Source organism: Sphingosinicella sp., assembly GCF_041916975.1.
Taxonomy (GTDB): domain Bacteria; phylum Pseudomonadota; class Alphaproteobacteria; order Sphingomonadales; family Sphingomonadaceae; genus Sphingosinicella.
Genome location: NZ_JAYRYK010000001.1, coordinates 2,597,051 through 2,611,545, shown reverse-complemented (window position 1 = coordinate 2,611,545; position 14,495 = coordinate 2,597,051). Strand labels below are relative to the sequence as shown.

Genomic DNA, 14,495 nt, shown 5'->3' with positions numbered 1-14,495 from the left:
TGCGATGTGGCCTTCGGCCTTTTCGAAGTGCTGAAACAGGCGGCAAGGGGAAACCGCGGCTGGCAACCGCAATGGCCCTCACCGGAACCAAAGCGGGCGTACGACGCCGTGATCGTGGGAGGCGGCGGCCATGGCCTCGCTGCCGCCTACTACCTTGCAGCGCAGCACAATCTCCGAAACATCGCGGTTGTCGAGCGTGGTTGGCTTGGTGGCGGCAACACCGGGCGCAACACCACGATAATTCGCTCCAATTATCTCTGGGAGGAGAGCGCCGCTCTCTACGATCACGCGCTCACCCTATGGCATGATCTCTCCCAAACGCTGCAATACAATGTCATGTTTTCGCCGCGTGGCGTGCTGATGCTCGCCCATTCCGAACATGATGTTCGCAGCCTGCAACGGCATATCCATGCCAACCGGCTTGCCGGAATCGACAACGAATGGCTGACCGCCGCAGAGACAAAAGCTTTCTGCCCGCCGTTGTCCATCGATCCGGGAAGCCTGCACCCAATTCTGGGCGCGGCGCTCCAGCGTCGTGGCGGGGTTGCACGCCACGATGCCGTCGCCTGGGGCTATGCGCGCGCGGCCGCTGCGCTCGGCGTAGATATCATCCAGAATTGTCCGGTCACCGCAATTCGACGAGATGCGAGTGGCGCCATTTCGGGTATCGAAACCGCGCGTGGCGAGATCTCTACGCGCAAGGTAGGCCTCTCCGTCGCCGGGCACACCAGCACTCTACTTTCTTTGGCAGGCCTAACCGCGCCAATCGAGAGCTTCACTCTGCAGGCGCTTGTTTCGGAGCCCGTAAAGCCCATCCTTCCGTGCGTCGTCATGTCAGGCCGAATTCACGCCTATATCTCGCAATCGGACAAGGGCGAACTGGTAATCGGCGCGTCCACTGATTCGGCCGTTTCGTACACGCAGCGCGGGGCACTTCATATCCCGCAGCACACGCTCGAAGCGGTCTGCGAACTGTTTCCTGGCTTCCGAAGGTTATGCATGATGCGCAGCTGGGGCGGCATCGTCGATGTAACCCCCGATCGCTCTCCAATCATCGGCAAGACCGCCGTTCCCGGCTTGTATGTGAATTGCGGCTGGGGAACAGGCGGCTTCAAGGCAACCCCCGGCGCCGGCCACGTTCTTGCATGGACAATCGCCAAGGACGAACCGCACGTTCTCAACGCCCCTTTCAACTTCGATCGTTTCCGCACCGGATGTCTTATCGACGAATCCGCAGCGGCGGCGGTCGCGCACTAGCGGTAAGCCATGCTTCAAATCCCTTGCCCCTATTGTGGCATCCGACCCGAAATCGAATTCTCTTATGGCGGCCAGGCGCACATCGCCCGCCCCCAAGATCCCGGGCTGCTCGATGACCGGGCCTGGGCGGACTTCCTGTACACGCGGACCAACCCGCGCGGTACGCATGCCGAACGTTGGCGGCACCGACATGGCTGCGGACGCTTCATCAACGTACTTCGCGACACCGTGAGCGACCGAATCTTGTGTGCCTATCCGGCAGAAGCGCCGCGTCCTACAAACGAAAGCGTGCTGCCATGAACCGTGGCCGAATTGCTGACGCAGCCCTCGTTGACACGCGCAGAACGCTTCGCTTCACCTTCGATGGCCGCACCTACACAGGGTATGCAGGCGATACGCTCGCATCAGCGCTGCTCGCGAACGGCGTGCGGCTCATTGGCCGCTCGTTCAAATACCACCGCCCGAGAGGCATCGTCACCGCCGGGTCAGCTGAACCGAATGCGCTGGTCACGATCGATCGGGGCGATGGACGAATCACACCCAACCTGCGCGCAACAATGGTCGAGCTTTACGACGGCCTAGCCGCACGGAGCCAGAACGCGTTCCCCAGTCTCCGCTTCGATCTCGGCGCAATCGCAGACCGATTGTCACCGATTCTTGCCGCAGGCTTTTATTATAAGACCTTCCTCTGGCCGCGCTCATTCTGGAAGCGGGTATACGAGCCCCTAATCCGACGCGCCGCAGGGCTCGGCACTGCGCCGCGCGATGCCGACGCCGATCGCTACGCCGTGCGCTACGCCCATTGCGACGTACTCGTCGTCGGCGCAGGTCCTGCCGGTCTCGCAGCGGCACGCGCGGCGAGCGAGTCTGGCAAACGGGTTATCCTTTGCGATGAAAACGCCGCGCTTGGCGTATCGCTTCTCGACGATCCGCGTACGGAAATCGACGGTGTACCCGCCGCACAGTGGCGGCGCGAGGCTCTGGAATGTCTCCGCATCGACAACCGCGTTCTCCTTCTACCCCGCACCACGGCGTTCGGACTGTTTACCGATCGCATGGCCGGCCTGAGCGAGCGCATTACCGATCACCTCTCGCAGCCGCCCGATCACCTGCCGCGCGAACGTCTGTGGCAGGTGCGAGCCGGACGCATTGTGCTTGCAACCGGCGCGATCGAGCAGCCGCTTGTGTTTCCCAACAACGATCGCCCCGGCATCATGCTGGCGGGCGCGGCGCGCGCTTACGCACGCCGCTGGGGCATTCTTCCCGGCAAGCGCGCTGTGCTCGTGACCGGCAGCGACAGCGGCTGGCACGATGCGCTTGATCTCCATGCTGCCGGCCTTCCGTTCACGCTGATCGCCGATGTCCGGGGAGACGTCGACCCCGCCCTCCGCGCAGCAGCCGAAGCACAACAGATCCCTGTACGGATCGGTGCCGACATCGGAAGTGCGATTGGCGGCCAACGCCTCCGCGGCATTCTAATCGATGGCACACGCACAGAATGCGACCTGCTGCTCACGAGCAGCGGTTGGCTGCCTGCGGTGCATCTTCACGCGCAGATTGGAGGCCGCCTCTCATTCGATGTCGGCCGCGGCATCTTCGTACCGGATATGCTTTCCCATGAGATCCGGTGCGTGGGTTCCTGCAACGGCACCTTCACGCTCAGGGATGTCGTTGCCGAGGCGCGCAGTACGATTTCCGAGACCTGCACGGCGGGGCACCCCCGCACCGGCGGGGGACTCTCACTGCCCACAGCAGGCACGCGCCCGGCCCGCAAGGCCTTTATCGACCTTCAGAGCGACGTCACCACCGATGACATCGGCCTCGCCGTTCGCGAAGGCTTCCATTCGATGGAACACATCAAGCGCTACACCACGACAGGGATGGGCGTGGATCAGGGCAAAGGGTCGAACGTCAATGCGCTCGCGATTGCCGCCCAGCTCCTTGACAAGCCCATTCCCGAAGTCGGTACTACAACATTCCGTATGCCATTCACGCCGGTCAGCTTCGGAGCGCTCGCCGGCCCCGCCCGCGGCCCGCTCTTCGAACCCCAGCGTCGCACGGCAATCGACGCATGGGCTGCCAAAGCCGGAGCTGTTTTCGAGCCCGTCGGCAACTGGCGCAGAGCCCGCCATTTCCCTCGGCCTGGTGAAACCATGCACAGCGCCGTCGCACGCGAATGCCGTACGGTGCGCACGGCAGTGGGCTTGTTTGATGCATCGACGCTTGGAAAGATCGAGGTTGTCGGCCCAGGCGCAGCGACCTTCATGGAACGCGTCTACACGAACCCCTGGCGCAAGCTGCCGCCCGGACGCTGCCGTTATGGTCTGGTCCTGCGCGAGGATGGTTTCATCTTTGATGACGGCGTCGTGGCGCGCCTCGCTGACGACCGTTTCCACGTCACAACCACGACAGGCGGCGCCGCGAACGTTCTCGCCCATTTCGAAGACTATCTACAAACAGAATGGCCGGATCTCGACGTCTGGCTCACCTCGACAACCGAGCAGTGGGCGGTGATTGCCGTACAAGGCCCGAAGGCGCGCGATGTTCTTGCGCCGCTCGTTGAAGGCATCGACCTCGACAATGCGGCGATGCCTCACATGAGCGTCGCGGACGGCCGCATCTGCAGCATTCCCATGCGCCTGTTCCGTGTGAGCTTTACAGGGGAACTGGGCTTTGAGGTGAATGTCCCGTCAAGCCAGGCTCTCGAAGTCTGGAAAGCGCTGTGGCTGCGCGCGCAGGCAGTGGGCGGCTGTGTCTACGGCACCGAAGCCATGCACGTGCTGCGCGCGGAAATGGGCTTCATCATCATCGGACAGGAAACGGACGGAACCGTAACGCCGGACGACGCCGGGCTCGGCTGGGCAATCGGCAAAACGAAAGCGGATTTCGTCGGCAAACGTTCCCTGCAGCGCCCGGATATATGCGTACCAGACCGCCGGCAACTCGTCGGCTTGTTCACCGACGATCCGAAGCTGGTGCTGACGGAAGGCGCACAAATCGTAGACGAGGCCTTCCCTCGTCCCCGCACCCACGCGCTCGGCCATGTCACCTCGGCATACTGGAGCGACACCCTGCAGCGGTCGATTGCGCTCGCACTCGTCGAACGCGGGCGCAGCAGGACCGGTAACCGCCTCTTCGCATCCGGAGAGAGCGGCTTTCACCCGGTCACTGTGACTGCATTGCCATTCTACACCCCCGACAGTGTAAACGAAGGATGAGGGGCTGATGCGAACCGAATTAAGCCGTGCACCGGCGACGACGCGCCTTGTGTTCCGGCAGCGATATTGCTCCGAGCATCTGCTCGGCATGCGAATGCCCGCCTTCGTGGGAGAAGTGGAAAGCGGCGAGCGGGCAACCATCGCGCAGCTCGGCCCGGACGAATGGCTCATCCTATCGGATGAAACCGCCGATGCGCTGGCGACTGCCATTGCTGTCGAAAGCACCGATGCGCCGTATTCCTTGGTTGATATCTCGGCGCGCGAAGTCCGTCTTGTTGTCGAGGGGCCTGCTGCTGCTGACGTGATCGCATCGGGGTGCCCGCTCGACACGGATTTGGCGGTGTTTCCTCACGGAAGCGCGTACCGAACGCTTTTCCACAAAAGTGAAATTCTGCTCTGGCGCAGCGCACCTGACCTCTTCCTCATCGATGTCTGGCGTTCATTTGCACCTTATGTCGAGGCGCTGCTCAAGGAAGCCATTCGAAACGAGACGGCTTTGGCCTGCCATACCGCACATTGACGGAGAATTACGATGCATACGGCTTTTGCCGAGCAGCTCGATGAGCAGCTCTCTTCCATTCTTGCAATGTTCGGCATCCCGGCTGCCGTTGCCGTCGCTGTGAAAGGCGATCAAACCTTCGTCAAGACACACGGCTTCAAGCAGATAGGCGGACATGAACCGATCGGACCCGACACCGTGTTTTCTATCGCCTCCTGCTCGAAGGCATTCTGTGCAACGCTCGCGGCAGCACTTGTCGACGATGGCATCGTTGGGTGGGACGATCGGATCGCGGATACCGTTCCCGAATTTATCATGGATGATCCGTGGATCACGCGCGAGACCCGCCTGCGCGACGTATTGGGAATGCGTACAGGCTTGAAACGCGAGGGCGCGTGCGAATACGGCTTTCATCCCGATCGGCCTTGCGAAGACTATTTCCCCACAATGCGCCATGTGGAACGGATCGCGGGGTTTCGCACCCAGATGACCTACATGAATGCTGGCTATGCTGCGGCAGCGAAGCTGCTGGAGCGCCGGACCGGGCAGTCTTATTCCGATCTTCTCAGCGTACGCCTGCTCGAACCCGCAGGTATGAGCCACGCCGTTTCACGCCCCGGCTATCTGGGCGCACACCCAGACCATTTCCTGCCGCACGTTCGGCTTGGCGAAGAGATCATCGCGTTGCCTGACCCGCTCTGTGTAGGCTGGGAAGGATCGAGCTGCGTCTATCTATCGGCAAACGACGCTGCACGCTGGCTGCGTTTCCAGCTGGACGAAGGCATGGTCAACGGTGGCCCGGTTGTCTCGCGCGCGGCGATCAGCGAAACACGGAAGCCGCACGCACCTGATAGTCCCGGGCCACACAGCGGCGAACACTTTTCGCTCTATACACTGGGATGGCAAGCGTTCGACTATCACGGACGGCTGGTCTTCCGTCATACTGGCAGCGAACTCGGCGCCTCGACGATGACGATCTTCTGCCCGGAAGAGAATCTGGGCGTCGCGTGTTTCGTCAATCTCTACAGTTCCGCAGGAATGGCCGCCGCCTACCAGATGCTCGATCACTTCCTCGGCGTCCCCGAAAAGGGCTGGGCCGAGCTTGCCCAGCAGACCCTGGCCAAGCGCGTCGATGATGCCATCAGCGACGTCGAGACGCGTTTTCCAGCGGACGGCGCGCGAGCAATTCCCGCCGATATCGAGGGTCGTTACACCAGCCGTATTTATGGCGACGCCCTGATCCAAGCATCGGAGCACGAGTTACGACTCATCATCGCCGATCGCCCGATGCTGAACGCGAGCCTCATTCCGGTCGGCGACTCTGTTTTCGATATCCGTCACGATTATGTCGGTATGGAGCAAGAGCTATATGGCCGCCATATGCGCCTTGCCGCTCATCGCTCCGGTAGCCGGACGACGCACATCGAACATTCATTATTCAACAGCTTCGAACGGGTGCACGGAGAATGAAGACCGAAGACATGCCTGTCCTCGATCTGTGTGGCTCGCCCCGCGAGAACGGTCGTCATCACGGCGAGATACTGCGTGCGGAGATCAAGGCTACGATCGACCTCTGGCAATCTTCCGCGACACTCCCTGCCGGAATTACCTTTCCGTGGGCCGTGGAATCACTGATCCAAAGCACCGGTTTCATCGCGCAGATCAAAGCTCATATTCCCGACCTTCTCGAAGAGATTGCGGGAATTGCCGAGGGTGCGAACCAGGATCTGAATCTTGTGCTCGCGTTCCAGCTCGGCGATGAGATGCGCTGGTTCTTTCGCGATCAGGACGTAAGAGCCGACCGCTGCAGCGCGATTGGAGCGGCAGGGATAGGCGCGGAACCCACCATTATCGGCCAAAACATCGATGTAGGGTCCTGGGCGGACGGGATGCAGGTTCTTCTACGCATCCGCGATCCTCGCGATGAAAGTGAAACCCTCGTCTTCACTGTCGCAGGCATGGTAGCGATGAACGGTGTCAGCGGGCGGGGGTTCGGACTGTGCTGCAATACGCTCTTGCAGCTCTCGCCCAATCCACGGGGGCTTCCTGTCGCCGCGATCGTGCGCCGCACGCTCGCCAGCCGGACTGCGGCGGAAGCTCTGCACGTGCTACGCACCATCCCGCACGCCTCGGGGCAGAATTACGTGTTCGGCAGCCGAACGGAGATTCGCAATCTCGAATGCGGCGGCAGCGGGATAGCGGAATATCGCCACGGCGCACGTATCGACCGCGTCATCCATACTAATCATCCTCTCGTTCACAAAGATGCGGTCTTCCCACTTGGACCCCTCCTCGAAACGAGCAGTCGCTTGCGCTTGGAAAGCCTCGACCGACGTTTCGCTAGCATGACAGGACCGTCGACATATGAAGAGGTCGTAGAGGTTCTTCAGGCTCGCGACGATCCCGATTTTCCGGTTTGCCGTGAAACCGAACTCGACCGATCAGATCCCTACTGGATGACGATCGCAGCAACGATCTTCGAAATTGGCGACACGGTACAAATGCACTGCGCGGCAGGTCCCCCAACGCAGAGTCAATTTGTGCGTTTCGGTGTCAATCCGCCTCGCTGCTGCGCCTGAGCGAGGCAGAGCGCTGAAATTGCTCGAACTCTGCGATATTGGACAAGCCCTGCGCGGCCAGCGCGCGCTCCATCGCAAGGAATTTTTGGTCTTCTGACGTGGTGATGACAAGCGCTTTTGCAACCTTGCCCTTCGGGGTCGTAAGGATATGACGCATGCGGATGTCAAGATAGATGCTGTCTCCGCTTTTCAGCGTGTAGGGTTCGTAGAACTCGCTGTGAAAGGTGACGATGCCTTCCAGAACGTAGATGAACCGTTCGCCAAAATAGTCGCCGAGATCGAGTGATGGCTTCTCACCGTCGCCAGTCACCTCTGCGTAGGTCGGAATCATGAGCCGTTCCTTGACCTCGACCGCAAGTTGGCGATGACGAATGTTTCGCCATTCCACAAGCTTGCGGTCCCCACCTCGGTCAACAGCGATCCGTGCGCTTGCCGCCATGTTCCGTGCGAAAGGCACATCCTCACGAAACAATTCGGTAATGTCGCAATCCAGCTTCCGCGCGACGTCGACGATCTTGTCGTATGAGAGTGACATGAGGTCGTTTTCGATCTTGGACAGGCTGGACTGTGTCAGTCCGACGACGTCACCCATCTTCACCATGCTCCAGCCGCGCTCGGTCCGAAGACGCCGCATATTCTTGCCGAGGCTCGGGCCGGTTTCGTCGCTCATTCCCATCTCCTTACTTATGGTCCCTGATTGGGCCATTCCTTCTCAGATGGAAAGTTAATTCTGAGAAGGAATATTCTTAATTGACATATATATTCTGTATGGATATCGAAAATTCTATATCATCTGACCGCGAGCCGGTAGTGTCCATCCCCGGCATTCGAAAGGAATCCTATGTCCGCGCCGCCGCCAGAACACCTGGCCGAATCCCGCTCAGCGGCGCTATTCGCTCGCGCGCAAAAGGTGATGCCGGGTGGAAACTCACGGATTACCATCTTCTTTCCGCCCTTCCCGCCCTATGCCGTTCGTGGTTCCGGATGCCGCATCACCGACGTCGACGGGGTCGAGCGCATCGATTTCGTGAACAACTATTCTTCACTCATTCACGGACATTGTCCGCCGTCCGTCGTATCTGCAGTGCAGCATCAAGTGGAACAGCTGTTTGCCGTCGGTCTTCCCACTGAAGCGGAGATAGAACTGGCCGAGTTGCTGTGCGCACGGATCGGCTCTGTCGACCAGATCCGGTTCGCAAACTCGGGAACAGAAGCGGTAATGTTCGCGATCAAGGCGGCGCGCGCCTTTACTGGCCGCACGAAGATCGCGAAAATCGAGGGCGCTTTTCACGGCAGCTACGATCCTTCTGAAATCAGCCTCGCCAGCGAGCCCGGCAACTGGGGTCCAGTCGACCGTCCCGCATCGGTACCGCTTTGTCATGGCACACCTGTGTCTATGCTGGAGGAAGTCATTGTCATACCGCAGAACGACGTCGAAACTGCGCGCCGACGCCTCCGCGAACATGTAGACAGCCTCGCGGGTGTTCTCATTGATCCACTGCCTTCTCGACTCTGCTACGCGGCACCTTCTCCAGAGTTTCTGACGATGCTTCGGGAAGAAACACAGCAATCCGGTGCGCTGCTGATCTTCGATGAAGTCTATTCCTTCCGTCTCGGCTACGGCGGTGCGCAGGGGGACCTCGGTATCACGCCCGACATTACTGCGCTCGGGAAGATCATCGGCGGAGGCCTGCCGGTCGGCGCGGTCGGCGGCAGCGCAGAGGTCATGGCAGTGTTCACGTCTGACGGCGGTACGCCCCGCCTTGTCCACGGCGGCACCTACAATGCAAATCCTGTCACCATGTCGGCTGGCCTCGCTGCGATGCGCATGTTGACTCCGGCCAACTTCGAGCAACTCAACAAGCTCGGTATCCGCCTGCGCGAGGGAATGCGCGAGGTGCTCTCCCGACTTGACGTGCCGGGAACGGTTCGCGGGCAAGGTTCGCTCACCAGCTTGCGTTTCTCCACCAGTACCGCCGACACCTACCGCGATATCGTCACCGACGGCGCCGATATGCATCTCGCCGACCGCATACACCGAGCGCTGCTCGAGAACGGCGTGCTCTGTACACAAACGATGTTGTTCATCCTGTCTACCCCAATGGATGAAGCCATTATCGACGATACGCTCGACCGCTTCGAGATGGCCGTCCGTACGGCAAGGGAGCGGACATCTTGATCGCACTGCCACGCCCCTATCTGTTATTCCTCGGCGATCTTCAGCGTGAGACAGATGCGAAAACTGCTTTCGGCGTTCGCGACTGGAGCCCGGAAAGCTGCCTCGGCCAATGGACGCTGCCCGGCTGCCGTGTAGATATCGGGCTACCTGAGCTGTCGCCCGCCGAAGCCATGAAGCTTGGCGCAAAATCACTGCTGATCGGCGCAGCTCCACCAGGGGGCGCCTTGCCTGATCACTGGATCCCGACGATTATCGAAGCACTGCACGTGGGCCTCGACATCGTGAGCGGTCTCCACACACCGCTCACGCAAATCGCGGACATCGCTGATGTGGCAGCATCGCACGGGCGCGGCCTCTACGATGTGCGACACGCACCTTATGAACGACGCGTCGGCACCGGAAGCCGGCGGACCGGTCGCCGATTGCTTACGGTTGGAACCGACTGCGCGCTTGGCAAGAAATACACAGCGCTAGCAATCACACGGGCGATGCGTGCCGAAGGTTGGCCTGCGGATTTCCGCGCAACCGGACAGACCGGCATCATGATTTCGGGAAGCGGCATCGCCGTAGACTCTGTAGTCGCCGACTTCATTTCCGGTGTTGCCGAAGCGCTCTCACCTGATGCCCCCGCCAATCACTGGGATGTGATCGAAGGCCAGGGGTCTCTGTTCCATCCCGCCTACGCCGGCGTCACGCTCGGCTTGCTGCACGGTTCCCAACCTGACGCTATGGTGCTCTGTCACGATCCGCATCGTAAGTACATTCCGGGCTTTGAAGCCTTTGCACTGCCGACCCTTACCGAAGCAATCGCGCTTTACACACAGCTTGCACGCAGGACAAATCCTGCCGCCCGCATCGCCGCGATCAGCCTCAACACCAAAGCTCTCGATGCTCAGGAATCCCGCCGCGCAATCGAAGCCGCCGAAGCTGAAACCTTACTGCCCGCGTTCGACCCCATGAAGCATGACCTCGCACCTTTGCTCCGCAGCCTGGAAGCCGTGCAATGAACGGAAGACCCCTCAACATCGCTATCGTCGGTTGCGGCGTGATCGGTCGCAGCTGGGCGATCGTTTTTGCGCGTGCAGGCGCGAATGTTCGTCTGTTTGATGAAATACCGGGCGTCGCGGCAGGCACCGTGTCGCGCATCGCGAGTCTTCTCACCGAACAAGGTGTCTCCAACGATAGCGCGCAGCAGATGATCTCGCGTCTCGTACCAGCAGAAACGCTCGACTCTGCGCTCGAAGGCGCGAACTACGTGCAAGAAAGCACGACCGAATCCGTGCATGCTAAGCACGCTGTCTTCCAGGCAATGGACGCGCTCGCGCTGGACGACTGTATCCTCGCAAGTTCTTGTTCATCAATTCCACCGTCAGAATTCCTTGGCGGGCTTCGCGGCGAACGGCGTATGCTGATCGCACACCCATTCAACCCGCCGCATCTCATTCCCCTCGTCGAGCTCGTGCCCTCCCCCGCGACCGCCGATGCCGTGCTTGCGCGCGCGCGAGAAATCCTGAGCAGACACGGTCAGCACCCCGTGATCGTTCGCAAGCCCGTCCCCGGCTTTATCGGAAACCGCCTGCAGGCAGCCGTCGTCAATGAAATGATGCATCTGGTCGACGAAGATGTCGCAAGCCCGTCCGACATTGACGATTGCCTGCGGCTCGGCCTCGGTCTGCGCTGGGCACTGATGGGCCCGTTTGAGACGATGGACCTCAACGCCGACAACGGCATCGCGGACTACATCGCAAAGTTCGGAACAGACTATCAGGCCATCGGCACCTTACTCGGATGCGGTGCCCCCTGGACGTCGTCGGCCATCAACGCCGTTATCGCAGCGAGGCGTGCCGCATTGCCGCTTGAGGATCTCTGGAAACGCATGAACTGGCGGGATCGCCGACTGCTGCAACTTCGCGAGATATTTGACGGCTGCGATACGAACGCAGGAGGCAGGGAGCGCATATGAAAAAAGCACGAAAAGTCATCATCACCTGCGCCGTCACGGGTTCGATCCATACACCGACAATGTCGGATCACCTGCCCATCACGCCGGCTGAGATCACGACTGCCGCCGTCGATGCAGCTGCGGCTGGTGCGGCCATTGTCCACCTGCACGCCCGTAACCCCGTGGATGGCAGCCCCAGTGCCGATCCCGACCTGTTCATGGAATTCCTGCCTCGCATCAAGCAGCAGACCGATGCCGTACTCAACATTACCACCGGACATGGCCCCGGAATTTCCGTCGATGAACGTCTCCGCGCGGCAATACGTGCGCGGCCAGAGCTTGCCTCGCTCAACATGGGTTCGTTCAACGCCGGCGTTATGCCCATCAATCCTGCAGCGCGGTGGAAGCACGACTGGGAAAAGCGATACCTTGAAGGGTTCAAGGGCGGCATTGCCGCAAACAGTTATGAAACGATAGAACGCGTTCTTACCGAGATCGGTGTTGAGCACGGCACACGCTTCGAATATGAATGTTACGATATCGGGCATCTTTATGCGCTTGCCTATTTCGCCGAACGCGGCCTCGCAAAACCGCCGTTCTTCATCCAGTGCATTTTCGGGTTGATGGGGGGCATAGGGCCAGACCCGCAAAACCTAACCTATATGGTCGACGCTGCGGACCGGCTTTTCGGAGATGATTACTATCTCTCTGTGTTCGCAGCAGGGCGCCACCAGATGCGCTTCGTAACGCTCGGCGCGATCATGGGCGGATCCGTTCGCGTCGGGCTCGAGGACAGTCTTTATATCGGCAAGGGCGAATTCGCGATCAGCAATGCTCAGCAAGTTGAAAAGGTACGTACGATTCTGGAAGCGCTTTCGTTCGACATTGCGACACCGGCCGACGTCCGCCAGATGCTCTGCCTGAAAGGTGCGCACGAAGTCGGCTTCTAGGAAGGACTCGCCCCGTGATCGTCGGTTTTCTCGGCATGGGAATCATGGGCCAGCCTATGGCGGCACGTATCGCAGCGGCGGGTCATGACGTTCGGGTGTGGAATCGCACTCCAGGAGACTTCGCAACAGCTGTATCGGCAGGCGCTCGCATGGCTGCCTCCGCCGCCCAAGCTGTCACTGACGCTGACATTGTCATCTTGATGGTAAGCACTGGAGAGGCCTCCGACGATATTCTGTTCGGCGACCTCAACGTAGCCGTAGCTATCCCGCACAGCGCGTGCGTTGTGGTAATGAGCTCGATTCCCCCTGCAACGGCGCGGCGGCAAGCGGAGCGGCTAGGTCTTCAGGGTATCGCTTACATCGACGCTCCGGTCTCGGGCGGCGAGATTGGAGCCCGTGAAGGTACGCTTACCATTATGGCAGGGGGTGATGCAGCAAACATCGCCCGGGTGGAGCCCGTTCTCGCCCCAATGGGCCACATCACGCATGTCGGGCCGGTAGGATCAGGTCAGGTCGTCAAGCTTGCGAACCAGACGATCGTCGGCATCAGTATCGCCGCTGTGGCGGAAGCACTACTGCTTGCCGAAGCAGGCGGCGCCAACGTTACCGCCGTCATTTCCGCACTTCAGGGCGGCTTCGCGGATTCGAGCGTGCTGCGCATTCATGGCCCTCGCATGGCATCGGGTGATTTTCAGCCCGGCGCTCACGCATCCACACAGCTCAAGGATCTTGCAACAGCACAGCAGCTTGCCGAGGATGCTGGACTTGAACTGCCTACTCTCGCACTTGTGAGATTGCTTTTCGCGGAGATGTGCACCAGCGGCCGGGACAGACTCGATCACAGCGGACTGTACCAATGGCTGAAGGCCGGATAGCAGAATAAGCGCAAACGGGATCGGGACACCATCGGTGCGGTTCACGCGTCTAAAACATGTGGTACAGGTCGACCGCTCCGGCTCGATCTCTGCGGCTGCCGGGAGCCTGCACACCACCCAGTCGAGCGTGACCAAAAGCCTCGCCGCGATGGAGCAGGAGCTCGGCTACGCCCTCTTCGAGAGAAAGGCGCGCGGCGTCACGCCGACGGAGAAGGGCCGTGCCTTCCTGAACCGGGCCGCGCACATCCTATCGGACTATGAGCGACTGATTGAGGACAGTCGCGAAGACAGGGCGGCAGCGACCGCGCTGTTTCGGATTGGCGTTTGCCCCGCCTTGCTCCAGGGGCTGCTCAATCACGCGATTTGCACGGTCATTGCGCAATATCCCGCAGTCCGCATCCAACTTCACGCGGTTTCGCCGGAGCGCGGCATCGAACTGCTCAATCGCGGCGATCTCGATATTCTGGTCGGCCCCCTCGAAGCCATCGGCGGCGAAGCGGAGTTCCGCTACGAGCAGGTCGCAGCGATAGAAGCCGGCCTCTACGTGCGAAAGGGCCATCCGCTTGACGGGAAGGCAGAGGTTACGCGCGAAGACATACGCGCCTACCCTTTTATCGCCACCGATCTTGCCAACGCCTATACGGACAAGGTCGTCGCGCTGCTGAAGGAAGACCCCGCGGCCGATCCTTTGCGGCAGCTCCACATTGTCGGCTATTACCCCATCATTGCTGAAATCGTGCAATCGACGGATGCTGTCAGCGTCATATCGCGCCGCTACGCCGTTTCCAGAACGTTCCGGAAACGCTTTCGGCTGCTAGACCTCGATATCTTCGACCATCTCGAGATGGGCTGCGCTTGGCGTACACGCTGGGAACCGAGCCGTATCGCCCGCCAGTTTGTCGCAGCCTTGAAGGCGTAGCCTTCGCCCGCTCCACCACGATCCATTCCTCACGCGAATATCTCAGGAACAGTCGGCATTGGACGCAGCGTGCCGAT

13 protein-coding genes are annotated in these 14,495 nt (G+C 60.5%); 12 read left to right on the top strand and 1 reads right to left on the bottom strand.

The annotated features are described in order from the left end of the window. Window positions 1-6 precede the first annotated feature (6 nt). Genes ACE3TJ_RS12395 through ACE3TJ_RS12370 form a run of 6 tightly spaced genes read left to right on the top strand, consistent with a single transcriptional unit; the run spans window position 7 to window position 7,553 of the window. Window positions 7-1,257 (top strand): sarcosine oxidase subunit beta family protein, encoded by a 1,251-nt coding sequence (locus tag ACE3TJ_RS12395; RefSeq protein WP_374596553.1) that lies wholly within the window; start codon window positions 7-9, stop codon window positions 1,255-1,257. A 9-nt stretch (window positions 1,258-1,266) separates the two neighbouring features. Further along, complete coding sequence (locus ACE3TJ_RS12390) at window positions 1,267-1,557, top strand: sarcosine oxidase subunit delta (RefSeq protein WP_374596551.1); 291 nt, start codon at window positions 1,267-1,269, stop codon at window positions 1,555-1,557. Further along, the gene (locus ACE3TJ_RS12385; RefSeq protein ID WP_374596549.1) at window positions 1,554-4,475 is read left to right on the top strand and encodes a sarcosine oxidase subunit alpha family protein; all 2,922 of its coding nucleotides are present in this window, start codon (window positions 1,554-1,556) and stop codon (window positions 4,473-4,475) included. The genes ACE3TJ_RS12390 and ACE3TJ_RS12385 overlap by 4 nt, the downstream gene beginning before the upstream one ends. Window positions 4,476-4,482: 7 nt before the next feature. Next, window positions 4,483-4,995, top strand: a complete 513-nt coding sequence (locus tag ACE3TJ_RS12380) for a sarcosine oxidase subunit gamma (RefSeq protein ID WP_374596547.1) — start codon at window positions 4,483-4,485, stop codon at window positions 4,993-4,995. 12 nt (window positions 4,996-5,007) lie between these two features. Next, window positions 5,008-6,444, top strand: coding sequence for a serine hydrolase domain-containing protein (locus ACE3TJ_RS12375; protein WP_374596545.1), 1,437 nt, complete (start codon window positions 5,008-5,010; stop codon window positions 6,442-6,444). Next, a complete protein-coding gene (locus ACE3TJ_RS12370) occupies window positions 6,441-7,553 on the top strand; it encodes a C45 family autoproteolytic acyltransferase/hydolase (RefSeq protein WP_374596543.1) in 1,113 nt (370 codons plus the stop codon). Before ACE3TJ_RS12375 ends, ACE3TJ_RS12370 begins: the two co-directional genes overlap by 4 nt. On the opposite strand, the gene ACE3TJ_RS12365 is transcribed toward ACE3TJ_RS12370, so the two are convergent. Next, the gene (locus ACE3TJ_RS12365; RefSeq protein WP_374596541.1) at window positions 7,528-8,223 is read right to left on the bottom strand and encodes a helix-turn-helix domain-containing protein; all 696 of its coding nucleotides are present in this window, start codon (window positions 8,221-8,223) and stop codon (window positions 7,528-7,530) included. The genes ACE3TJ_RS12370 and ACE3TJ_RS12365 overlap by 26 nt on opposite strands. A gap of 171 nt (window positions 8,224-8,394) precedes the next feature. Here ACE3TJ_RS12365 and ACE3TJ_RS12360 point away from each other — a divergent pair, with 171 nt between their 5' ends. From ACE3TJ_RS12360 to ACE3TJ_RS12335, 6 genes are read left to right on the top strand one after another with little or no spacing between them, the layout of a single operon-like run. Then, window positions 8,395-9,732: an aspartate aminotransferase family protein gene (locus ACE3TJ_RS12360; protein WP_374596539.1), complete on the top strand. Its 1,338-nt coding sequence runs from the start codon at window positions 8,395-8,397 to the stop codon at window positions 9,730-9,732. Next, window positions 9,729-10,739: a DUF1611 domain-containing protein gene (locus ACE3TJ_RS12355; protein WP_374596537.1), complete on the top strand. Its 1,011-nt coding sequence runs from the start codon at window positions 9,729-9,731 to the stop codon at window positions 10,737-10,739. The genes ACE3TJ_RS12360 and ACE3TJ_RS12355 overlap by 4 nt, the downstream gene beginning before the upstream one ends. Beyond that, window positions 10,736-11,695, top strand: coding sequence for a 3-hydroxyacyl-CoA dehydrogenase (locus ACE3TJ_RS12350; RefSeq protein WP_374596535.1), 960 nt, complete (start codon window positions 10,736-10,738; stop codon window positions 11,693-11,695). Before ACE3TJ_RS12355 ends, ACE3TJ_RS12350 begins: the two co-directional genes overlap by 4 nt. Continuing rightward, window positions 11,692-12,624, top strand: coding sequence for a 3-keto-5-aminohexanoate cleavage protein (locus ACE3TJ_RS12345; protein WP_374596533.1), 933 nt, complete (start codon window positions 11,692-11,694; stop codon window positions 12,622-12,624). Before ACE3TJ_RS12350 ends, ACE3TJ_RS12345 begins: the two co-directional genes overlap by 4 nt. 14 nt (window positions 12,625-12,638) lie before the next feature. Further along, window positions 12,639-13,499 (top strand): NAD(P)-dependent oxidoreductase, encoded by an 861-nt coding sequence (locus tag ACE3TJ_RS12340; RefSeq protein ID WP_374596531.1) that lies wholly within the window; start codon window positions 12,639-12,641, stop codon window positions 13,497-13,499. A gap of 34 nt (window positions 13,500-13,533) precedes the next feature. After that, on the top strand, window positions 13,534-14,418 hold the full coding sequence (locus ACE3TJ_RS12335; RefSeq protein ID WP_374596529.1) for a LysR family transcriptional regulator: 885 nt from the start codon (window positions 13,534-13,536) through the stop codon (window positions 14,416-14,418). Window positions 14,419-14,495 lie beyond the last annotated feature (77 nt).